The 21,428-nt window shown below is 64.8% G+C and carries 19 protein-coding genes; 6 read left to right on the top strand and 13 right to left on the bottom strand.

Features of this window, described 5'->3' with window-relative positions; genetic code table 11:
• The first annotated feature begins 104 nt into the window (after positions 1–104).
• Positions 105–527, top strand: a complete 423-nt coding sequence (locus ABIA90_RS33630) for a RidA family protein (protein ID WP_063985690.1) — start codon at positions 105–107, stop codon at positions 525–527.
• A 12-nt stretch (positions 528–539) separates the two neighbouring features.
• Here the strand turns inward: ABIA90_RS33630 and ABIA90_RS33625 are convergent, their stop codons facing one another.
• Positions 540–1,628, bottom strand: coding sequence for an enolase C-terminal domain-like protein (locus ABIA90_RS33625; RefSeq protein ID WP_354120782.1), 1,089 nt, complete (start codon positions 1,626–1,628; stop codon positions 540–542).
• Positions 1,629–1,823: 195 nt separating this feature from the next.
• Between ABIA90_RS33625 and ABIA90_RS33620 the strand changes: the two genes are divergently transcribed.
• A complete protein-coding gene (locus ABIA90_RS33620) occupies positions 1,824–3,386 on the top strand; it encodes an adenylate/guanylate cyclase domain-containing protein (RefSeq protein ID WP_354120783.1) in 1,563 nt (520 codons plus the stop codon).
• A 262-nt stretch (positions 3,387–3,648) separates the two neighbouring features.
• On the opposite strand, the gene ABIA90_RS33615 is transcribed toward ABIA90_RS33620, so the two are convergent.
• The 5 genes from ABIA90_RS33615 to ABIA90_RS33595 form a co-directional block, all read right to left on the bottom strand.
• Positions 3,649–4,872, bottom strand: a complete 1,224-nt coding sequence (locus tag ABIA90_RS33615; protein ID WP_135214796.1) for an ABC transporter substrate-binding protein — start codon at positions 4,870–4,872, stop codon at positions 3,649–3,651.
• Between the two features lie 376 nt (positions 4,873–5,248).
• Positions 5,249–6,181 (bottom strand): alpha/beta hydrolase, encoded by a 933-nt coding sequence (locus tag ABIA90_RS33610; protein WP_354120944.1) that lies wholly within the window; start codon positions 6,179–6,181, stop codon positions 5,249–5,251.
• A gap of 143 nt (positions 6,182–6,324) precedes the next feature.
• The gene (locus ABIA90_RS33605) at positions 6,325–6,840 is read right to left on the bottom strand and encodes a hypothetical protein (protein ID WP_354120784.1); all 516 of its coding nucleotides are present in this window, start codon (positions 6,838–6,840) and stop codon (positions 6,325–6,327) included.
• Positions 6,841–6,860: 20 nt separating this feature from the next.
• Complete coding sequence (locus ABIA90_RS33600; RefSeq protein ID WP_354120785.1) at positions 6,861–8,483, bottom strand: flavin monoamine oxidase family protein; 1,623 nt, start codon at positions 8,481–8,483, stop codon at positions 6,861–6,863.
• Positions 8,484–8,811: 328 nt separating this feature from the next.
• Positions 8,812–9,381, bottom strand: a complete 570-nt coding sequence (locus ABIA90_RS33595; protein ID WP_354120786.1) for an alpha-ketoglutarate-dependent dioxygenase AlkB — start codon at positions 9,379–9,381, stop codon at positions 8,812–8,814.
• Positions 9,382–9,460: 79 nt separating this feature from the next.
• On the opposite strand from ABIA90_RS33595, the gene ABIA90_RS33590 reads away from it, so the two are divergent.
• Positions 9,461–9,601 carry a hypothetical protein gene (locus tag ABIA90_RS33590; RefSeq protein WP_007597071.1) on the top strand — a complete coding sequence of 47 codons (141 nt, stop codon included), beginning with the start codon at positions 9,461–9,463 and terminating at the stop codon, positions 9,599–9,601.
• Here the strand turns inward: ABIA90_RS33590 and ABIA90_RS33585 are convergent.
• Genes ABIA90_RS33585 through ABIA90_RS33575 form a run of 3 tightly spaced genes read right to left on the bottom strand, consistent with a single transcriptional unit; the run spans position 9,598 to position 13,398 of the window.
• Positions 9,598–11,184 carry an ATP-binding protein gene (locus ABIA90_RS33585; RefSeq protein WP_354120787.1) on the bottom strand — a complete coding sequence of 529 codons (1,587 nt, stop codon included), beginning with the start codon at positions 11,182–11,184 and terminating at the stop codon, positions 9,598–9,600. The genes ABIA90_RS33590 and ABIA90_RS33585 overlap by 4 nt on opposite strands.
• Positions 11,181–11,885, bottom strand: coding sequence for a response regulator (locus tag ABIA90_RS33580; protein WP_354120788.1), 705 nt, complete (start codon positions 11,883–11,885; stop codon positions 11,181–11,183). Before ABIA90_RS33580 ends, ABIA90_RS33585 begins: the two co-directional genes overlap by 4 nt.
• 16 nt (positions 11,886–11,901) lie before the next feature.
• A complete protein-coding gene (locus ABIA90_RS33575; protein ID WP_354120789.1) occupies positions 11,902–13,398 on the bottom strand; it encodes a DUF4153 domain-containing protein in 1,497 nt (498 codons plus the stop codon).
• A 190-nt stretch (positions 13,399–13,588) separates the two neighbouring features.
• On the opposite strand from ABIA90_RS33575, the gene ABIA90_RS33570 reads away from it, so the two are divergent.
• On the top strand, positions 13,589–14,953 hold the full coding sequence (locus tag ABIA90_RS33570; RefSeq protein WP_354120790.1) for a glycoside hydrolase family 3 N-terminal domain-containing protein: 1,365 nt from the start codon (positions 13,589–13,591) through the stop codon (positions 14,951–14,953).
• Here ABIA90_RS33570 and ABIA90_RS33565 read toward each other — a convergent pair.
• Together ABIA90_RS33565 and ABIA90_RS33560 are read right to left on the bottom strand one after the other, a co-directional pair.
• Complete coding sequence (locus ABIA90_RS33565; protein WP_354120791.1) at positions 14,929–16,551, bottom strand: ABC transporter substrate-binding protein; 1,623 nt, start codon at positions 16,549–16,551, stop codon at positions 14,929–14,931. The genes ABIA90_RS33570 and ABIA90_RS33565 overlap by 25 nt on opposite strands.
• A 108-nt stretch (positions 16,552–16,659) precedes the next feature.
• Complete coding sequence (locus ABIA90_RS33560; protein WP_354120792.1) at positions 16,660–17,550, bottom strand: LysR family transcriptional regulator; 891 nt, start codon at positions 17,548–17,550, stop codon at positions 16,660–16,662.
• A 97-nt stretch (positions 17,551–17,647) separates the two neighbouring features.
• Between ABIA90_RS33560 and ABIA90_RS33555 the strand changes: the two genes are divergently transcribed.
• Together ABIA90_RS33555 and ABIA90_RS33550 are read left to right on the top strand one after the other, a co-directional pair.
• Complete coding sequence (locus tag ABIA90_RS33555) at positions 17,648–18,325, top strand: peroxiredoxin-like family protein (RefSeq protein WP_354120793.1); 678 nt, start codon at positions 17,648–17,650, stop codon at positions 18,323–18,325.
• A gap of 104 nt (positions 18,326–18,429) precedes the next feature.
• Positions 18,430–19,179 (top strand): SDR family NAD(P)-dependent oxidoreductase, encoded by a 750-nt coding sequence (locus ABIA90_RS33550; protein ID WP_354120794.1) that lies wholly within the window; start codon positions 18,430–18,432, stop codon positions 19,177–19,179.
• Positions 19,180–19,192: 13 nt separating this feature from the next.
• On the opposite strand, the gene hydA is transcribed toward ABIA90_RS33550, so the two are convergent.
• Positions 19,193–20,647: a dihydropyrimidinase gene (gene hydA, locus ABIA90_RS33545; RefSeq protein ID WP_354120795.1), complete on the bottom strand. Its 1,455-nt coding sequence runs from the start codon at positions 20,645–20,647 to the stop codon at positions 19,193–19,195.
• A gap of 114 nt (positions 20,648–20,761) precedes the next feature.
• Positions 20,762–21,370 (bottom strand): TetR/AcrR family transcriptional regulator, encoded by a 609-nt coding sequence (locus ABIA90_RS33540; RefSeq protein WP_354120796.1) that lies wholly within the window; start codon positions 21,368–21,370, stop codon positions 20,762–20,764.
• Between the last annotated feature and the right edge of the window lie 58 nt (positions 21,371–21,428).

The following is a 21,428-nucleotide window of genomic DNA, read 5'->3' as shown; positions in this document are numbered from 1 at the left end:
TTGTCCGGTCCTCCACTAGGGCGACGAGCCTGGTGAGATACAATTTGCGGCGTTCGGCGAAACGTGTCGCTTCGCCGGACGTGACGAGAAGGCAGGTTTTCGAGATGAACAGCGTGAACAAGCCCGGCGGCAACTATCTGCCGGTGATCATCCATGGTGGAATTGCGTATGTCAGTGGTCAGCTGCCGCGTCGCGGTGAGGACCTGCTGTATGCGGGCAAGGTCGGCGCAAATGTCGATATCGCGGCCGCGCAGGAGGCCGCTGCTCTCTGCGCCGATCTCTGCATTTCAGCCATCAACCACGCAACAGGCGGAGAGGACAGGATCGTCCAGGTCCTGCAGCTCGTCGGATACATTGCTTCAGCGCCTGGATTTACCCAGCAGTCACAAGTCATGAATGGGGCCTCCGACCGGCTGATCGAGCGCTTGGGCGATCGCGGTCGTCACACGCGCACGTCTGTCGGCGTCGCCGAGTTGCCGCGGGGCGCTCCCGTCGAGCTGAGTATGATTGCCGCTGTTCGGTCGTAAGAGGCGGTCTTATCAGACGAGATACTTCTTCACCGCCGCCTCGTCCCAGGCAATCCCGTTGCCCGGCTCCTCGCCCGGCAGGGCAAAGCCGTCCTTGATCTGCAATCGTGTCGCCAGCACCGCGTCGGCCCAGTCGACATATTCCAGCCAGTGCGCGGTCGGCGTCACGCAGAGCAGGTGCGCGCTCACTTCCGAGAACAGGTGCGTCGACATCTCGATGCCGGCGGCATGTGCGAGCGCGGCGGCGCGGAGCCACCCGGTGACGCCGCCGATGCGCTGGACATCGGGCATCACGTAGTCGCAGGCCTCCGCGGACAGCGCCGCCTGCATCGAGAAGGCGCTGTCAAAATTCTCGCCGATCTGGACCGGCGTGCGGAGCGCATCCGCAATGCGCGCGTTACCAGCGTAATCGTCGTGGCGGACCGGCTCCTCGATCCAGGTCAGCCCCTCGTCGTCGAGCATCTCGCCGCGGCGGATGGCCTCGGTGACCGTCAGCGCCTGGTTGTAGTCGCACATCAGCGTGACCTGATCGCCGACGGCCTTGCGCACCGCGCGCACCACGGCGAGATCCTCCCGCGCATCGGGCCGGCCGACGCGGATCTTTGCGGCGTGGAAACCTTCGGCCAGCAGCTTGTGGGCTTCGTCCACGGCGGCGCCCGCCGGCATGATGCCGAGCCCCTTCGAATTGTAGGCCCTGACCGGCTTCGGCGCGCCGCCGAGCAGGCGCGCGAGCGGCAAGCCTTTGCTACGCGCCAGCGCGTCCCATGCCGCCATGTCGATGCCGGATTGCGCCAGCCGCTGCAGGCCGGCGAGGCCGAGCAGGGTGAAACGCTGGGTCAGCTTGCGCTCGATCTCGAACGGCAGCAGCTCGTCGCCGGCGACGAGCTCAGACATTTCCGTGACCATCGCCGTCAGCGGCTTCAAGGCCGAAGGCGTGATCGAGAACAGATAGGCATGCCCCACCGCGCCCTGGTCGGTCTCGCAGTCGATCAGCACCAGCGGCGCCTTTGCGACCGCGCCGGTCGAGGTCTTGAGCGGCAAATTCATCGGCACGATCACGGGGCGCGCATTGAAGCGCCTGATGCGGATAGTCTCGGTCATATGGAGGATCTCCCGGCGGAGTGAATGCAGGTTAATACCGATCTTAAACATTCGCCATGAAACGAAAAGCCATTTGCTGCGACCCACCATGAAATGGGGTTGCGCGGCCTCGTATTTGCGGGCTCTGTGCCGCCGCAAGCTCTTGCCGCGAATTCCCGGGATTTGCGACAAGATCGCACACGACGGAGCCACAGGGTGAAACAAGAGATCTCCGAAGAACAGCGCAAGAGCGGCATCCTCACGGGGGCCGTGATCGCCTTGCTCCTGCTCGCTTTGCCGGTCGCGGTGTGGCTGGACCTGACCGACCTCAGCAAGACCGCGCTGCGCCGGCAGGCCGCCGACCTCAACTCGGTGATCACGAGCGTGCGCAGCTACTATGCGTCCAACGTGGTCGGCCGCATCCTGGCCAACCCTGATGGCACCACCAGGGTCGTGCACAATTACGAATCCGTCCCCGGTGCGATCCCGATCCCGGCGACGCTGTCGCTGGAGCTCGGACGGGTGATCGGCGCGCAGCAGGAGAACATCGCCTACCGCTTCGTCTCGGATTTCCCGTTCCAGAACCGCGCCGCGCACCAGCTCGACAAGTTCGAGAAGGACGCGCTCGACGCGCTTCGCAAGGACCCCGAGCAGAAGATCGTCGAGACCGAGACCTCGCTGTTCTCCGACAAGGTCCGCCTGGTCGCGCCCGTCACGATGGGCCCTGCCTGCGTCAGCTGCCACAACAGCCACCCCGAGAGCCCGAAGAAGGACTGGAAGGTCGGTGACATCAGAGGCATCCAGGAGGTGATCATCGCGCAGCCGATCGCCGCCAACATCTTCTCGTTCAAGTTCCTGCTGGCCTATTTCCTGATCGCCGCCGGCTGCGGCCTGTCGTTCCTCTCGCTCCAGCGCCGACAGGCCGGCCGCATCAAGGGCATGAACAAGGAGCTCGAATCCGCCAACGACTTCCTGGCTTCGTTGTCGATGAAGATCTCGCGCTACATCCCGCCGCAAGTCTACAAGAGCATCTTCAGCGGCCAGAAGGACGTCACGATCCACACCGAGCGCAAGAAGCTCACGATCTTCTTCTCCGACATCCAGAATTTTACGGCGACCGCGGAGCGGCTTCAGCCGGAATTGTTGACCCAGCTCCTCAACGAATATTTCACCGAGATGTCGGCGATCGCGCACGAATATGGCGGCACCATCGACAAGTTCATCGGCGATGCCATGCTGATCTTCTTCGGCGACCCCGAGACCAGGGGCGACCGTGCGGACGCTGAGGCCTGCCTCCAGATGGCCTGGCGCATGCAGCAGCGTCTTGCCGAGCTCAATGCGAAGTGGCGCGCCTCCGGCATCGAGCAGCCGTTCCGCTCGCGCATGGGCATCAACTCAGGCTATTGCAATGTCGGCAATTTCGGCAGCAGCGACCGCATGGACTACACCATCATCGGTGCCGAAGCGAACCTCGCCGCGCGGCTGCAATCGATCGCCGAGCCCGGCGGCATCGTGTTGAGCTACGAGACCTTTGCGCTGGTCAGCGACATCGTCCGCGCGCACGCGCTGCCCGCGATCACGATGAAGGGCATCAGCCGCGAAATCATTCCCTATTCGGTCGACGCGCTCAACGACGCGGCGGCGGAGAAGAGCGGTGTCATCACCGAGCGCGCGCCCGGCCTCGAGCTGTATCTCGACCCCGCGGTGGTGAAGTCAGGCGATGCCGCGCGCGTCCGCTCGCTGCTGGAAAACGCGCTGGCTTCGCTGAAGCCGGCGTGAGGGTGCGCGCAGTCTTGCGTAGCCGCGTTTCTGATTGAGAGAGTCCCCCGTGTGGACCCCTCTCCCTAACCCTCCCCCGCAAGGGGGGAGGGAACGCATTTGCGCGTGTGGCTACGTCAAGGGACGACAATTGGCTTTGGTCCTGTGAACTCATTGAGCTTGTGAGCTCAGCCTTCGCCGCGCGGCACACTGCGCTCCCTCCCCCCTTGCGGGGGAGGGCGGGGGAGAGGGGTGGCCCAGCAAAAGGTGCGTCCGAGTCGGCCTACCGCGCCGCGCCCTCCGTGAACGCGGTCTCGATCACATCGCCAAAAGGCTGCCAGGAACGGCCGTCGAACTGCACAAGCCGCATCTGCTTGATCGGCAGGTAGCTGTTCGGCGAGGTGCTCATCCTGATGTTGGGCAAGGCAACGGAGGGCTGCTGATCCCTCAGCGAAGCCGCCTGACGCATGATGTTCTCGCGCGACAGGTCGTCGCCGCATTGCTTCAGCACCTGCGTCAGCGCCTCGGCTGCGCCGTAGCCGTAGACCGCGGCGCTGTTGTTGGTGCTTTCGACGTGATGGTACTTGTCCATGAAGGCGAACCAGTCCTTCATGGCGGGGTCGTTCTTCCATGCGGGGTCGCTCGGATCCTTCAGGAAGGCCGCCGAGATCACGCCGGACGAATTCTCCAGGCCCGCGGGCGCCATCGCGTTGGCGATCGAGGCGGAGGCGTCGTTGACGATGATGACCGGGCGCCATTTGAGTGACGCCGCCAGCTTGATCACCTTGGACGCCGTCGACGGCACGCCGAGAAAGACGAAGATGTCCGCGCCCGCGCGCTTGAGGATCGAGACGTGCCCTTCGAGATGCTCATCGGCAATGTCGAAGGCGATGTCGACGAGGACAAGGCGGTTCAGGTCGCCAAGACCTTCCTGGATGCCCCTGTAGAGCATGCGTCCGAACTGGTCGTTCTGCCAGAGCACCACGATCTTCTTCTTGGGGTAATAGGCCTGGATGTAGTTGGCATAGATGCGCCCCTCCGACCGGAACGACGGCTGCCAGCCCATGGTCCAGGGAAACGCCTTGGCCTGGCTCAGCTCCTCGTCGCCGGATGCGACGAACAGCTGCGGGATTCTCTTCTCGTTCAGGTACCAGCGCGTGGCGATATTGCCGGGCGTGCCGAACGAGCCGAACATCAGGTGCACGTCGTCCTTCTCGACCAGATTGCGCGTCAGCTCCAGCGCGGTGGCCGGATCGGAATTGTCGTCGCGCGTGATGAAGCGGATCTTGCGGCCGTTGATGCCGCCGCGCGCGTTGACCATGTCGAAATAGGCAGCCTCCGCCTGGCCGATGGCGCCGAACTCCGAGAGCGGTCCCGAATACGGCATCACATTGCCGATGCGGATTTCATCGCCGCTCGCGGGTTGTTCGGCGTGTTGCTGGGACATCGCGCCAAGCGACGCGATAGCGATCATCGAAACGAACAGCATCCTGCCGATGACGCGCATGCTCGATACCTTGATATTGGCCCCTCCAAGAGGTCGGCTCAATCCGCACCAAGTCCGCTTGATCTACGTCAAGCGTTTGTCAAAGCTGTGGCTGCGTGGGCGCTCAGCAAACGACAGGCGTGCTGACGCGCCGTTCGTGTTGAGGTCAGTGGCTCCGTCATCCTGATGTGCGAAGCCCACGATGCAGCGCATCGCGGGCGGAGCCTCGAAGGATGAATGGCCCCCGCTACAACCGAGCGAAGACGGCCGGGCCGTCGCCCTTCGAGGGCCGCTGAAGAAGCGGCCACCTCAGGGTGACGGTGATAGCCTCATTGTCGCGGCCGGGTTCGTAGGGCCCGACCATAACGCTGCGGGAGCTTGGAGTGCCCGCGCCCGCTTACGGCAGCTCCCGCGCCTCGAGCTGATGCACCAGCAGCAGGGTCGGTTCGGCGAGGCTGTCGCCGGAGCCGTCGAGGCCGAAGGCGGCGGCGATGCCGTCGCGGCTGCGCAGCAGCGTGCTGCGCGGGCAGTGGCCGGCGCCGCACAGCGTCTTCTTCAAGATCTCGCCCTGCGCCACGAGGCTCGCGGGATCGTTCGCGGCCCAGGCCAGCACGATCGGCGCATCGACGTTGAGGATGCCGGGGAAGACCGACCGCTTGTCATATTGGGTGGGGTCAGTGCCGAGATAGGCCTTCTCGCTGTCGCTCGCGTCCTTGCCCGCGCGGTAGATCCCTGACACCAGCACGACGGCCGCGACATCGGCACGGTCGGTCTGGAACTCGGGATGCGCCAGCAAGGTGGCGACATGGAAGGCGCCGGCGCCGTAGCCGACCGCGACGATCTCGCGGGCATCGCCATTGAACAGGTCGATATTGCCGTGGACCCAGGATAGCGCCGCCGCGACGTCGGTTGCACCCATCGGCCAGGTCGCCGCAGGCGCAAAGCGATAGTTGACGCGCACGCCGATCATGCCGTTGCGCGCGGCAAAGCACATCGCCTGGTCCTGGACCTCGCGGGACAGGTCCGGCGCGCCGCGATCGCCGGTGAAGGTGTCGCCCCCCACGAACACCAGCACGGGCCGGGGCGTATCCGCCTTGGTCTCGCTGCTGGTGGCGACGTCGAGCACATTGGCCTCGCTCTCGCCGTAGCGCAGCCCCCGCGAGAAGGAGATCTGCTCGCACAGCCGCGCGGTGCCACCGGCGGTCGTGTCGTTGTCGGTGAGGCCCACCCGGACGAGATTGGACGGCCCCGTGAGCCGCGCGGGCAACGGACCGTGTGCGGAGGCTGCCGTCATGCCCAGGATGAGGAAGAAAGCGAGATAATTCTTCATGTTGGTATGTTGGTGCCGGCCCTGCGTGCCCGATATGGGCTCGCGCATTTGGCCCGTCTTTTCAATTCGCCTTATTAGTTAGTTGGTCTTGAGGCGATTTCACGGCACCCGGTTTCTTGCCCATGTTCTTGCCCATGCGCGGTTCAATTCCCCGGCTGGAACGTGCAGTCGGCCCCGCTGCCGTCCTTGCGGCGGATGGCATTGGGGTCGATGATGCAGCTCAGCTTGCTCAGGCTCTCGAAGTTCGATCCCGCCGCACCATCGGGCGGAATGCCGGCGAGCGCTTCGGTCGCGAAAATTTCATTGGCCGTCGAGCCGTTCACGGTCCTGCTCTTCTTGCCGAAGGTCAGCTCGCAATTGCGTAGCGTGATGTCGACATTGCCGGTGCGGCAGACGATTCTGTCCACGGTCACCACGATCGGCTTCTTGTAGGGAATCTCGGCATTGGCGGCGAACAGCATCGCCACCGCCTTCCTCTCGGCGCCGGTCAGGTCCGGCGACAGCGGCGCGATCACGCCCGCGAGCGCCAGCGCCGTCGAGCCCGAGACTTTTGCAGGCGTTGCCCCAGAGGCTCCGGCGGCGTTGAAGGCGCCGGCAAAAGCGAGCGCAGAGATGAGGCGAGCCCAAATCCTGGATCGAGCCCTTGTCGTGAATGTCATTCGCGTCGCTTCCTCTCCCGTCACGGCTTCGCCGCCGCAAGGCGCCCCGAGCCTATGACAGAATTGCTGGTCCGGGCAGAGCCAAGCGCTTCAGGCTGCTTGTCGATGGCCTTGATGATCGCAGCCGCCGCCGTCTGGCCGGACTGGAGAGCGCCTTCCATGTAACCGAAATAGGCAAAGCAGGTGTGCTCGCCGGCAAAGAACAGGCGGTCCTCGAAACCCTTGGCCAGCAGCGGCCCGGCGCGGCAGACCTCGCCGGGGGCGGGACAGGAATAGCCGGCGGCGGTCCATTCGTCGCGCGGCCAGGCCATGAACTCCGGTTGATCGGCCAGATGCGCGACATAGCCCTTGTAGACGCTGCCGATCTGCTGCGCGTAGAACGCGTCGACCTGCGTCTGGTCACCGGGCCGGTAGTGCTTGAGAGCTTCCGCCGCGACGTCGGCTCCGGCAAACAGGCTGAGCTCGACCGGATGATCCGGCGGGGCGATCTGGTTGTCCGTCCCTTCCCAGGTGACACCGAACTGGTTCGAGATGGCGGTTGGGGCGAGGCCCTCGCCGATCCAGAAGCGCTTCTTGAGCGGGCTGAGATATTTCACCGCCGTCCCCATCGTGACGTAGTAGTCGTGCGGCAGGTGGGGCGTGATCGTGATCTTGGCGTTGGGTGAGTCCGGCCACAGGCTCGGGGGTATCGCGAGCACGGCATAATCGGCGGCGAAGGACGCGCGCGTGGTTCCGTTGCCGGAGGTGCTGAATTCCAGGGTCACGCCTTCGCTGTCGATGCGGATGGCGCGCACCGGCGTCGACAGGTGGGTGCTGGCGCCCTTGTCCTCGATGTCCTGCGCGAGACGAATGGCGAGCTCCTGATTGCCTTCCGAGCAGCGCAAAGTCTCGGTCTGGGTGAAGAAGGCGTCTATCTGGTCCTTCATCCGTCCGCCCGCGACGACGGCCAGATTAGCAAGAAGGCTCTGCTTGGTGGTCGGCTGGCCGGCGTCGTTGGAGAACTGCTCCTCCATGGCGTGCTTGGTGAGCTTCGAGCAGTCGAGGCTGGCGATCCACTCCGCAATCGTCCTGGCGTCGAGCTTCCTTGCGCCCTTGGCGCGCCAGGGCTTGTCAGGCTTGACCCTGCCGGCCCAACGACTGAGCTTGCCGAAAGCATCGTCCATCTCGTGATAGACCCGCTTCATCTGGCCGTCGGAGAGCTTGTGGCCGTCGAGAAACACCGGCATGTCGAGCTCGAGCGCGTCGAAATTGGTGTCCGAGGTGATGACGGACAGGCCGAGCTCGAACCGCTTGGCATATTTCAGCCAGAGCGGATGGTTGTAGCCGATCAGCTCGCCGCCGGCCTCGACGATCCCGCTCGGCTTCTTCTTGCTGAGAACCCGGCCGCCGAAGCGGTCGCGGGCCTCGAACAGCGTCACCTCGCAATGCGCGACGAGCTCGGAGGCCGCCATCAGGCCGGCGAAGCCGCCGCCGATGATCGCGACTTTCGGGCGTCGCACCGCCAGCGCGCGGAGCGCGGTGGGTGAGCGGATCGTGGGTGGGGTGGGTTGAAGGGCGAGCTTGTCCTTGACCCGGCGCTGGCGCTCTGCCCCCGAAATCCTGGGCCCGTAACGCCGGTGCAGCCGCGCAAACAGCGAACGCATCGCGAGCTTCCCTTGAAAATGTCTTCTGCCGGGACGGCGCCGTGCCGCGCCCTGAAATGCTGCAACATCGGTTAAAAATAGACCGGCCGATAGAAGCGAGATTAACTTACAATCTTGCGGAGAGTCGAGTGGCGGCTTCCCTTCCGCCCGAAATCTTGCCCCTGGCCGGCAATTGAAGGGAAAATCCGCCAACCGCGCGACGATTGCGCGGCGCGGCTGTTTTGATCCGACGTGTCAAACAGTTGGGGCCCGCGACCGCGGCCGCATGCCGGCCGCGCGTTCTACTGTGCATGGGGTTGTTTTCGCAATTTTAGTTTTGGACCGGCCGCTACACCCGCTGCATCGTCCGGAAGGTGATGGAATAGCGGCGTGCCTCGACCGACGGGATGCTGTGCTCCCACTGTGATCGCGCCTCGCCGTCCATCAGGTAGAGCGAGCGCGGCAGGGCTTCGAGCGCGTGGCGCTGCCATTTGTCGCCGCTACGGCGGCGGAAGCGGAATTTGCACGGTGAGCCCAGCGACAGGCCGAGGATCTCTTTGAAATGCGGCTTGTCGCGGTGCCAGCCGATGCCGACGCCGGTGTCATATTCGGTGCAGAGCACCTGCCGGACGCTGCCGGCGGCGAGGCCCGCCCAGGCCTCGGCCTGCCGCGCGACGGGCACGACCCAGTCCGGGATCGGCTCGGCCTCGGCCAGCCGTTGCAGCGAATAGTCATAGCGATAGCCGAACGACGCCACCCGGCGGTTGCCCTCGAAGGCGCCGAACTGGAAGCGCTGCAGCGGCAATGCTGCGATGCGGCCGATCAAGTCCTGCTCGACGGCGGCCTCGACGAAGTCATCGGTATAGCGAAGCCCGGCAGGGCCGGCTTGCGGGTCGGCGAACAGACCAAGTTGCGTCATTCCTCGCATTTCCGTGATGGAACCTATTGGCGGCTGAAGCGACTTACATATGACACGGAAAAAAACGTGCGAGGCTGTCATGGCAGAGAAGCATACCGCCGATCCGGCAGAGATCATGCGGGCGACCGGTCATCCTGAGCTGGAATATGCCGCCGGCTGGACCATCGCCGGTCTGGTCACCATCGGCACCATCGTCGCCGCCTGGGTGTTCGCGATCTAGGCGATCGGAAACTGGAGCTCGAAGGCCGCGCCCTCGTCGGTCGGCTTCAGCTTGATCGAGCCGCCATGGCTCGCCATCACCGCGCGTGCGATCGCCAGCCCCATCCCGGTGCCGCCCTGGTCGCGGCGCGTGGTGAAGAATGCATCAAAGATCCTGTCGCGGTTCGGCGCCGAAATCGGCTCGCCGTCATTGCTGACCGTCACAAGCAGGGTCGTCCGCTCGTCCACCGCCTCCAGCCTGATGGTCCTCGCCCTGTGCCGCATCGCGTTGTCGGCGAGATGCGACAGCACGATCAGCGCCTTCTCGCCGGACATGCCGATCGCCCGGTCGAGGCGGCCGCTGGCCTCGATTGAGCTGGCCGGAAACCGGCTCCGGAGGTCGGCGATCACGGGCGCAAGCTCGGTGCGTTCGTTCTGCGGCAGGCTCTCGGCGCGGGCGAGCTCGCGCAGCCGCTGCGCCATCGCCTCCAGCCGCTGCGTGTCCGACAGGATGTTGGCGATGAACGTCTTCTGCTCGGCCGGCGTCAGGCCTTCCGGCTTTCCTTGAAACGAATCCTGCAACAGCTCGGCCGCGCCCTTGATCGAGGTCAGCGGCGATTTCAGCTCGTGGGTGAGGTGGGCCGAGAACGTCGCGATATAGTCCGAGCGCCGCGCCAACTGTTCCGCCATGCCGAGAAAACTGTGCGAGAGCTGGGCGAATTCGCTGGTGCCGTAATGCCGGAGCGGCCGAAACGCCTCGCGATCGCCGCGGCCGATCCGCGCGGCGCGGTCGATCAGTTCGCGCATCGGCAGCGTGATGGTGCGCGAGAATACGAGGCCGATCGCGATGGTACCGAGGATCACGGCGAGCCCCGCCAGCACGAACTTGGCCCGCTCCTGGTAGAGATGATCAAAAATGTTGCTCGGCGTCCGCGTGGTGTAGATCACCCCGGCAACGCGGTTGTTGACGATGACGGGCATCGCCGAAAACACGTGCACGCCGAGGCCGCGGCTGAACGAATAGATCGGCGGCGGCGGCCGATCCGGGACGCGGTTGCGCAAGGTGGCGCGGTATTGTCCGTGCAGCGCGTCCGCGACCTCCTCGATATGGGCGAGCGATTGCCCGGTCTCGTAGCGCCCGGCGATCACCACGCCCTGCGGGTCGAGGATGCGAAAGCCCGCCAGCGTCACCTTCTGGGTCTCGCGGATGATCGGCGTCAGCTTTGCGCCGATCTCGACATAGGTTGGCTGCGCCGGCTGCGGCGCGGCTTGCGCATCGGGTCGCCGCCGCAAGAGATCGTTGGCGGTGAGGTCGAGCGCGGGACGGATCGGGGTGACCTGGTCGCCGGGGTCGGGCAGCACGTTGGGCGGCACCTCGGCGCCGAGCGTCAGGCCGCTGTCGAGCCGCGCCGTGACCTCCTGCGCATAGATCGTCGCGAGCACGCGGCTCTGCGCGATCAGCTCGGCCTGGGTCTGGCGGATCAGCTGGTTGTCGTAGAGGCGGAAGAAGAACAGGCCGACCAGCGGCAGCACACCGACGGTCGCCAGCACCGTGAAAATCACGAGGGTGAGCGACGGCCGCCATTTGTCGGGCGCTGCGCTCATGCCTCTTTCTCGCAGCGGCCGAGCTTGAAGCCGACGCCGTGGATGGTCTCGACCACGTTCTCGCAATTGTGCGCCGCGAGCTTGGCGCGGATGTTGCGGATGTGGCTGTCGATGGTGCGGTCGGAGACCTGGATGTTGAGCTGATAGGCCGCCCGCATCAGCTGCTCGCGGTTGAACACCGAGGTCGGCCGGGTCAGGAACGCGCGCAAAATGCCAAACTCGATCGCGGTCAGTTTCAGCGGCGTGCCGGCAAAGGATGCGACATGCTGCTCGGGATCGATCAGCAGGCCGCCTTGCGACAACGCGGCCGGACTTGCTTTGGCCTCGCCATTGCGCGGGCTGAGGCGGCGCAGGATAACGTTGACCCGCGCCACCAGCTCGCGCGGGCTGAACGGCTTGGTCACGTAATCGTCGCCGCCGATTTCGAGACCAAGGATACGGTCGATCTCCTCGTCGCGCGCCGACAGGAACAGGATAGGCACGTCGGAGGTCTTGCGCACCTCGCGGCAGACGTCGAGGCCGTCGAACTCGGGCATGCCGATGTCGAGCACGACCAGGTCGGGCTTGTCGGCGGCAAAGCGGGCGAGTGCCTCCTTGCCGTCGCGCGCCTCGATCACGTCCATGCCGGCCTTCTTCAAGGCGACGCGGATGACCTCGCGGATGTGGCCCTCGTCGTCGACGATGAGAATGCGATGCGCCAAGAACCTCTCCGCTTCCTCAGCCTGCCTGCTGATCCTTCGCCTGCGCGTCCAGCCTGCGCTGGAGCCGCCAGCTCCGAAAGCCCCAGCTCCGCCAAGCCAGATCCTGGCGCTGCTGTTCTACAAGGCGGTCGCGGCGAGACACAAGGCAGCTCTCGGGGGCGCCGGGCCGGAGCAGAAGCGCCTTGTCGATGGCAGGCAGCGCCTGCGGCCCGAGCGTCAGGAGATAGTTGATGTCGATCTGCACGCCTTTGCCCGATGCTTCCCGGCTGTGGGTGACATTGTAGTCGGCAATGAACGCATCGAAGTTCACAAGCGAGCAGCTATAGAGCACGATCGTCAGCGCGATCAGATTGGCGCCGACGAGCCACAGGTTGGACCGGTTGAGCGCGATGCGCGCCACGATCAGGACCAGCCCGAGCGCCACCAGCCCCATCCAGATGAAGGCCGCGATGCGCCAATAGGTCAGCATGTAGATGTCGACGTAGAGATCGAGGCGGAGGATGGAGGAGGCGACGAGCAGCACGTTCTGCCCGACCCAGAGATAGACCAGCGGCCGGATCACCTTCGATTTCTCGGCCGCGCCGCCCGGGCGCATCGCGACCAGCACGAAGGCGGCGGCGAGCAACGCGGTCGCTATCAGCGGATAGGCGCCGCGATGGGCGTAGGCCGCATAGGTCAAATTGTCGGGCAGCGCCACATGGCCCCAGAGATAGATGCCGTCGAGGATGGACTGCGCGGCGAACAGCAGGTTGAACAGGATCAGCGAGCGCAGAATGGTGGAAGGGTTCAGGAATTCGGCCGAGACCAAGGGCGGGAGCGGGGGCGGCACGGGGCCATCGGCAACGGCGGTGGTGACAATCGTCCTGCGCCGCCAGCGCACATGAATGAACGGCCAAACCAGCGTCAGCATCATGGCCCAGAACAGCAGGCGCGGGATGCTGATATATTCGAGGATGAGCTTTGGATTGAGCAGCGACACCCACTGCTCGATCACCGGATTGGCCGCAGCGAACAGTGCGACGAAGACGGTGCTCAGCGCGGCAGGCATCAGCCAGAGTGCAAGGCCGCGGGTGAACGCCGACATGTTGAAGATCTGGAGCGCCTCGAGGAAGAACCTGAAGGGCCCGAACAGGACAAAGTTGCGCAGCGCGCGGGCACGCTCAGCGAACCCGGTCGTTTCAGGATTGGTCGCGATCAGAAGCGCAATGGCCAGCGCCATGGTGAGGATCAGGAAGGACAGCATGTTGAGCTCCTCGACGGCCGGAACGAGACCGGCGACGAGAACGGCCGTGCCGATCATGGCGCGCCGCAGATCCAGGGCCGCATGATTGAAGAGCACCGACACGCAGGCCATCACGATCGCAAAGAGCGTCAGCGACAGCCCGATCCGCTGGCCGTAGAACAGCCAGTCGGCGAGCGCGGCCAGCACCAGCGCGAGGCCGACCTTGGCCGGGATCGAGGAATGCCTGATCGGCTGGATTTCCGCTGCTATCGTCGAAGCCAGGCTCGTCATGTCCAAATGACCTTTCGTGATGGGTGGCATCACGAAGTCTGAACGGCGCTTGTGCAGAAGGCGGGACCATCGTCTGCACGGTTTCAGGAGTCTTTTGCAGTTTTCGTGCAGGCGCGCGTTTGCCTCTCGCACAGCGCGATTCGCTTTGATTAGGTGCGAAGCATTCGCCACTCATAGCGTGTGACGCATCATGCAATTCCTCGGTCGTATTGGTCTCATCCTGCTCTGGCTGGCCGCGCCGCTCGTCGCATTCGTGGCCGCCAACAAGAACGATCCCTATCTGGTCCCGCTGCGCGGCGCGGGAAACCTCGCGCTTGTCGTCGCAAGCCTCGCGATCGTCATCCTCCTGCTCCGCAAAGGGCGTTGGCGTACCATCGCGGGCAAGCTGCTCGTCGTGCTCTGGTGCCTGCCGCCGGTCCTGATGTCGGCGGCGCATCTGAAGTTCGAGCTGCGCAAGCACGAGGTGCTTGCCGCGAGCGCCACCGAGGCGCGTCAGCTCGGACCTCACTTCATGGTGGGCTATTCCTCCTTTCCCGAGGTTGCGCGCCTTGCCGAGCAGGGCTTGATCGGCGGCGTCTACGTGACCCGGCGGAACATCCGCGGCCGGACCGTCGAGACGTTGCGCACCGAGATCGCGGCGCTCCAGGACAAGCGGCGCGCCGCCGGCCTGCCGCCGCTGGTCGTTGCGGCAGACCAGGAGGGCGGCATCGTCGGACATCTCGCGCCGCCGCTGACGAAGCTACCGGCGCTGGCGACGCTCAGCGGGCTCGCCCCCGACGAACAGCAGGCCAGGGCCGAAGAGTTCGGCCGCATCCACGGCCGCGAGCTCGCCGGGCTCGGCGTCAACCTCAACCTCGCGCCGGTGCTCGACCTCAAGCCGCCGGTCCGGCGCAATCGCCTCGATTTTCATACGCTGATCGGTCAGCGCGCGATTGCGACCGACCCTGCCGTCGTCAGCACGATCGCGAGCGCCTATGTGCGCGGGCTGGAAGAGTCAGGCGTCGGCGCTACGCTGAAGCATTTTCCCGGCATCGGCCGCGTCCGCACCGACACGCATCATTTCAGCGCCAATCTCGATACGCCGGTCAGGGAATTGGAGGCAACCGACTGGCTGCCGTTCCGCGAGGTGCTGTCGCATTCGCGCAGCGCGCTCATGGTTGGGCACGTGACGCTCACGACCGTCGATCCCGATCGCGCCGCCTCGCATTCGAAACGCGTTATTGATGGCATCATCCGCGACAAGTGGGGTTACCAGGGCATGGTGATGACCGACGACCTCGTGATGGGTGCGATCTACCAGCACGACGTCTGCCAAGCCGTGGTCGAGGCGATCAACGCCGGCGTCGATCTGCTGCTGGTTGCCTATGACGGCGCCCAATTCTACCGGGTCTTCGCCTGCGCGCTGGATGGGGCACGGCAGGGCAAGCTCGACGCCGCGATGCTGCGCACCAGCGCGGCACGGTTGGCGCGGGGCTTCCCGACCGAGCAGGCGCGAGCCGCCTCGGACGTCGTCCGCGTTGTCGACCGGCATCAGCCCTTCGCGAACTGGCGGTAGTCGGGTTCGCGGTGAAACCAGAACTCGTAGCCGGTGATGGCCTTCTGCATGGCGACGTCGTGGATCGGCTGGTTGAGCGGAACGACGGGAACGTCGCGCATGCAGAGCGCGATGAAATCCTTCACGCACCGGTCGTATTCCGCCGCATCCGCCGTGAAGCGCGCCTTGTCGATCAGCGCGTCCATCTCCTTGTTCTGGTAGGAGGAGATGTTGAAGATCGAATTGTTGCCGTGGAAATTCCAGTAGAAGTAGTACTCTGGATAATCGAGCCAGCCGCTGAAGCGGTTGAGCGCCAGCGGCAGCTCCTTCTTGTTCAGCGTCGTGCGCCAGTTCGCGCCGGGGATTTTTTCGATCGACGCCTTGATGCCGATCTTGGCCAGACTTTCCTGGATCAGGATGACGGTCGGCTCGCCGACGGTCGCAGTACCTGTGTCGAGCGACAAGGTCGTCTCCAGGCCGGACTCGAAGCCTGCTTCCTTCATCAGCGCCTTGGCCTTGTCGAGATCGGTGACATAGGGAGAGGGCTGTGGCCACACCGGCTTTGAGACTTCGGCGGCGCCGCCATACATTGGAACGGCGCGGCCGAAGAACGCGCTGCTCTGGATCTGCTCATACGGCATCGCCCAGGCGATGGCCTGCCGTAGCTTCACATTGTCGAACGGCGGCTTCGCCGTGTTGAGTGCGACGTACCAGAGCGCATTCGGGATCGGCACGCCCGAGACCTTGACCTTGCCTTCCCGAATGATCTGCTCGAAATCGCGCGGCGCAAAGCCGCTTGAAATATCCGCATCGCCGCGCTCCAGCATCGCGCGGCGCGTGCCGGCGGAGGGGACGTCGCGCGCGATCACGCGCCTGATTTTCGGCAGCGGTCCGCTCTTCCAGTCGTCGAAGCGGGCCAGCACCGTCTCGCTTCCTGGCTTCCAGCTTTCGATCCTGTAGGCGCCGCCACCGGCCTCGTTGGTCCTGAGCCAGGCCAGCGCCCAGGGATCTTCCGCCGTCGCGTTCTTCTTCGCGAGCTCGGAATTGATGATGAAGGGCACGACGACGGCCACGTTGAACAGCAGCATCTTGTCCTTGCGGACATAGTCGATGCGGAAGGTGTGGTCGTCGACCGCCACGAACTGCTCGGGCTTCTCCAGCGAACCCGCCGACATCTGGAAGGTCGGAAAGCCGCCGACCTTCACGGCGCGGTCGAACGACCATTTGACGTCCTTGGCGGTAACAGGCGTGCCGTCGTGGAATTTCGCGTCCTTGCGAAGCTTGAAGGTGCAGGACATGCCGTCGGCGGCGACCTCCCAGCTCTCGGCGAGTTCAGGCGCGAGCTTCTCGCGATCATAGGACACGATCCCGTCGGGCAGCGTCTTGGAGGCGTAAGTGAGCAGGCGGTCGTAACAGTTCCAGGACAGGCCGTTCACGGTCTGGTTGGAGCCGACGCCTTGCATGTCGAGCGAGTTCGGCCCGAGCTCCTGCACCACCAGCAGCGTCTCGGCACGCCCCTGCGCCCTGACGAAGGAGGATGTGATCGCCGTCAGTCCGGCCGCGCCAAGGCCACCGAGCACCAAATCGCGGCGGTTGATGTCGAAAGACGATGCATTCATCGATGCCTCCTTGAGCCAATTGCGACCAAGGGACGCAAGCGCCATGCCATTAAATGCGACGCATGGTGTCGCAGTCCGCTGTGCCCGCGGAACGGTCCGGCGCGTCGCTCATGGCGTCTGCTTCATGTCGGTTGCGAGATAGTCCACCAGAGCGCGCACCTTGGTCGAGGGGCGGCGGCCACCCGGGAAGACGGCGTAGACGTCGATGGGCGAAAGCTTGTAGCTCTTCAACAGGGGGACCAGCGTGCCGGCGGCGATCTCGGGTCCGGCCATGATTGGCGATGTGATCGCGATGCCGAGCCCCGCCTGCACACAAGCGAATACGCCGGGGCCGGAATCGGTGGTGATGCGGCCGCGGACATCGACCGATGTCTCGGTTCCGTTCCGCGTGAACGACCAACTGGTGCGGCCGGACTGGCCTGGTCCGAAAATGCAATCATGGGACGCGAGGTCCGCCGGCGTTTTCGGTGTGCCACGGATGGCAAGATAAGACCGCGATGCCACCACGAGGCGCGGCAATATCCCGAGACTGCGCGCGCCAAAGCCGGAGTCGTTGAGCAGGCCGAGCCGAATGGCAACGTCGGTGCCCTCGGCGACGAGGTCCTGGCGTTCGTCGACCACGGATAGCTCGACGCGCAGCAGCGGATGCGCAGCCAGGAATTTCGGCAGGCGCGGGATGATGTTCCGGGCGCCGTACATGACGGGCATCGTGACGCGGATCGTGCCACGCAGCGAGTCGATGCCGCGCGCGGCATCCTCGGCGTCCTCGATATCGGCCAGCACTTCGCGCGCGCGGGTGAGGAACAGCGCGCCGGCGTCGGTGACGGTGATGCGGCGCGTGGTTCGCAGCAGCAGCTTAACGCCCAGCCGGGCCTCCAGCTCGCCGATGATGCGGGACACCGAGGGCTGCGACAGGCCGAGCTCGCGTGCGGCCTTCGAAAAGCTGCCGCTCTCGGCCGCGCGGACGAAGACGGTCAATTCCTGCAAGCGATCGCTCATTTGAATTTCAAATATATGTTCTACGTATTGACCGTATACCCCTTCAATCTCGAATGATCCAGATGGGATGGGCCAACAGCAACTGATGGAGCTTCCCATGGCCCTGCAAGACAAACTCGATGCTTTCAAAGCCGACTTCGAAGGCGGCCGCTTTCCAATCAAGCCGACGAAGGAGGCGCTGGACACCATGCACCGCGCCACCGCCGAACTGATCGCGAGCGGCCAGGCGCAGCGCGCCAAGAAGGCCGGCGACGCCGCGCCGGAATTCATCCTCAGGGATCCCGACGGCAAGCAGGTCGCGTCGCGCGACCTGCTCGCGAAGGGACCGCTGGTCGTGTCGTTCTATCGCGGCGTCTGGTGCCCGTATTGCAACCTCGAGCTCCAGGCGCTGCAGGAGGCGCTGCCGGAGATCGCCGCGCGTGGTGCGAGCCTCGTTGCGATCTCGCCGCAGACCGCGCCGAACAGCCGCAAGTCGGAGCGCGAGAACAAGCTGTCGTTCCCGATCCTGAGCGACGTCGCGAGCGGCCTCGCCGACGCTTTCGGCATCCGCTTCGCGCTGCCAGCCGACCTCGTCTCGCTCTACCAGTCCTTCAAGAACGACCTGCCGACGTTCAACGACAATCCGGCCTGGGTGCTGCCGATGCCCGCGCGCTACGTCATCGGCCGCGACGGCATCATCGCCTATGCGGAGGTGAACCCGGACTACACGCATCGCCCCGATCCGTCCGAACTGTTGCCGGTGCTCGACCGGTTGCGGGCCGGCAAGGCGGCCTGATCAAGAACCGGCCGGCTCACGGGCCGGCCAATCTCTCTCCCTCAAATGGTCAACGGCGTGCGCGTGCCGAACGCCCGCGCACGCCCAAACCAAAGGACTGTGTCATGTCAAAGCTCGAAGGAAAGATTGCCGTCATCACCGGCGGCTCCAGTGGTATCGGTCTCGCGGCGGCGAAGTCCTTTGTGACCGAAGGCGCTTATGTTTTCATCGTTGGACGGCGTCAGGGCGAACTCGACAAGGCCAAGGCCGAGATCGGGCGCAATGTCTCCGCGATTCAGGCCGACGTCGCCAATCTCGACGATCTCGACCGACTCTACGCCCGGGTGAAGGATGAAAAGGGCGCGCTCGATATCATCGTCGCCAGTGCCGCGTTCGTCGAGCGCAAGCTCACGGTGGACGTCACTCCGGCGCATTTCGACACGACATTCGGCATCAATGCGCGCGGTGCCTATTTCACGGTACAGAGGGCGCTGCCGCTGATGCGCAAGGGTGGCTCGATCGTGCTGGTGTCGTCTGGCCTGCACCTGAAAGGCCTTCCCGAGCACGGCACCTACGCCGCCACCAAGGCCGCGCTGCGCTCGTTCTCGCGGACCTGGGCGATGGAGCTGAAGGATCGCGGCATCCGCGTGAACACGTTGTCACCGGGTGCCATCGATACGCCGATCATCGACGGCCAGTTCAAGACCCCAGGGGAGGCCGAAGGTGCCCGCGTGTTCTTCGCCTCGATCACGCCGCTCGGCCGGATTGGTCGCCCGGAGGAAATGGCCTCCGCCATTTTATTTCTGGCCTCGGACGACAGCAGCTATAGCACGGGCATCGATCTCGCGGCCGATGGCGGCATTACGCAGGTTTGAGGTAGAGGTAACCCTACGGCGTCACCGCTCCGCGCGAAACCGCGCGCGGGGCGGTCAGTTGTTTCCATGTCGAGTTGGCGACGTGCACCGGCGAGAACGCCGGCCGTTCGATGTAGTGACCGTCGCCGGCCTCGGCGCGGAGATCGCCAGCCTTCCAGACGACGCGGCCACGCGACAGCGTCGCGGCGGGTCCGCCGGTGCAGGCAAAGCCTTCGAACACGTTGTAATCGATCCGGCTCATCTGCCGCTTCGCGCTGATGGTCTTGCTCGCCTTGGGGTCCCACACCACGACATCGGCATCGGAACCGACGGCGACGGCGCCCTTGCGCGGGTAGATGTTGAGGATGCGCGCGATGTTCGCCGAGGTCACGGCGACGAATTCTTCCTTCGTGAGCCGTCCCGTGGCGACGCCCGCGGTCCACAACAGTGCGAGCCGATCTTCGAGGCCGCCGGTGCCGTTCGGGATCTTCCTGAAATCGCCGAGCCCGAACCGCTTCTGCTCGGTGGTGAAGGCGCAGTGATCGGTCGCGACCACCTGGAGCGAGCCTGATTGCAGGCCGGCCCAAAGACTATCCTGATGCGATCTGTCGCGAAACGGCGGCGACATCACGCGTTGCGCGGAATGATCCCAGTCCCTGTTCTGGTACTCGCCGGCATCCAGCAGCAGATGCTGGATCAGCGGCTCGCCATAGACGCGTTTCCCAGCAGCCCGTGCGCGGGCAATCGCCTCATGCGCTTCGCGGCAGCTCGTGTGCACGATGTAGACCGGCGTGCCCGTCATGTCGGCGATCATGATGGCGCGGTTGGTGGCCTCGCCCTCGACCTCCGGCGGCCGCGAGTAGGCGTGGCCCTCGGGGCCGGTGACGCCGCGCGCGATCAGCGCCTCCTGCATCAAGGCGACGACGTCGCCGTTTTCCGCGTGGACCACAGGTATGGCGCCGAGATGGGCGCAGCGCGCGAACGAGTTGTAGAGCTCGTCGTCGTTCACCATCAGCGCGCCCTTGTAGGCCATGAAATGCTTGAAGGTGTTGATGCCGTAGGTTTTGACCACGGTCTCCATCTCGTCATAGATCTGCTTCGACCACGACGTCACCGCCATGTGGAAGCCGTAGTCGGTCGCCGCCTTCTCGGATTTGTGCCGCCACTCCTGATAGGCCGCGAGCATCGACTGGCCGGGATCGGGCAGGCAGAAATCCACCACCATGGTGGTGCCGCCGGTCAGCGCCGCCTTCGTTCCGGATTCGAAATCGTCGGCGGTCACCGTGCCCATGAACGGCATTTCGAGATGGGTGTGCGGATCGATCCCGCCCGGGATGACATAGGCGCCGCCGGCATCGACGATCTCCGCGCCCGTCGGTGCATCGAGCGATGTTCCGATCGCGACGATGGTCTCGCCGTCGATCAGCACGTCCGCACGGCGCGAATGATCATGATTGACGACGGTGCCGCCGCGGATGAGGAGGGGCATGGGAGACTCCGGAGAGAGGACGAGACGCGGCGAAAGCTAAGCGTGCTGCCAGCGATGCGACAGGCGAAATTTTAGTCAGGCGCCGCCACCGGTTTCGCTGCGCTCTCTCGGCTTCTACGCCGCCCGCGCGATCAAGCCGTCGATCATCGCCCGCACCAGGCCCGCGATTTCCTTCCGCAGCGCCGGCAGCGGCACGGCGACCAGCCTCTGCTCGAGCCCCAGCGCCACCATGCCATGCACGGCCGAGAACAGGCTGCGTGCGGTGATGCCGAGCTCTTCGGTCCCTCTGTCCGGAAACAACGCTGCCAGCGGCGCGTAGATGTGGCGGAACAGCTGCAACTGGTCGTCGACGGACCAGTCGGGGACTTCCTTGCCGGGCTCCATGCGATGCTCGAACATTGCGCGCCAGAGCTCGAGATTTTCTGCGGCGAAATCGCAATAGGCGATCGCGATGCGGACCAGCGTCTCCTGCGGCGATGGATTGCCCGCGCTCACCGCCGCGCTGAGCACCTTGTCGAGCCGGAGTAACGTGCGCGAGCCGACGCGCAGGACCAACTCGTCCACGTCGGCGACGAGATTGTAGACCGCGCCATTGGCGCAGCCGATCTCGCGGGCGAGATCGCGGGTTTTTAGACCCGCCAACCCTCGCTCAGCGATCATCCGCTCGGCCGCCTGGATCAGGTCGGCCCGCAGTTTCTCTCGACGTTCCAAGGCTTTAGCCATTTGTTAATCAAATTCTTGAGCGATGCTCAAATATTTATTGAACGATGTTCAAGGTTTC

The sequence above is a fragment of the Bradyrhizobium sp. LA6.8 genome, from assembly GCF_040547935.1.
In the GTDB taxonomy this organism is placed as follows: Bacteria; Pseudomonadota; Alphaproteobacteria; order Rhizobiales; family Xanthobacteraceae; genus Bradyrhizobium; species Bradyrhizobium barranii.
The sequence above is the reverse complement of the archived record's forward strand: the minus strand, read 5'-3'. Positions and strand labels throughout refer to the sequence as shown.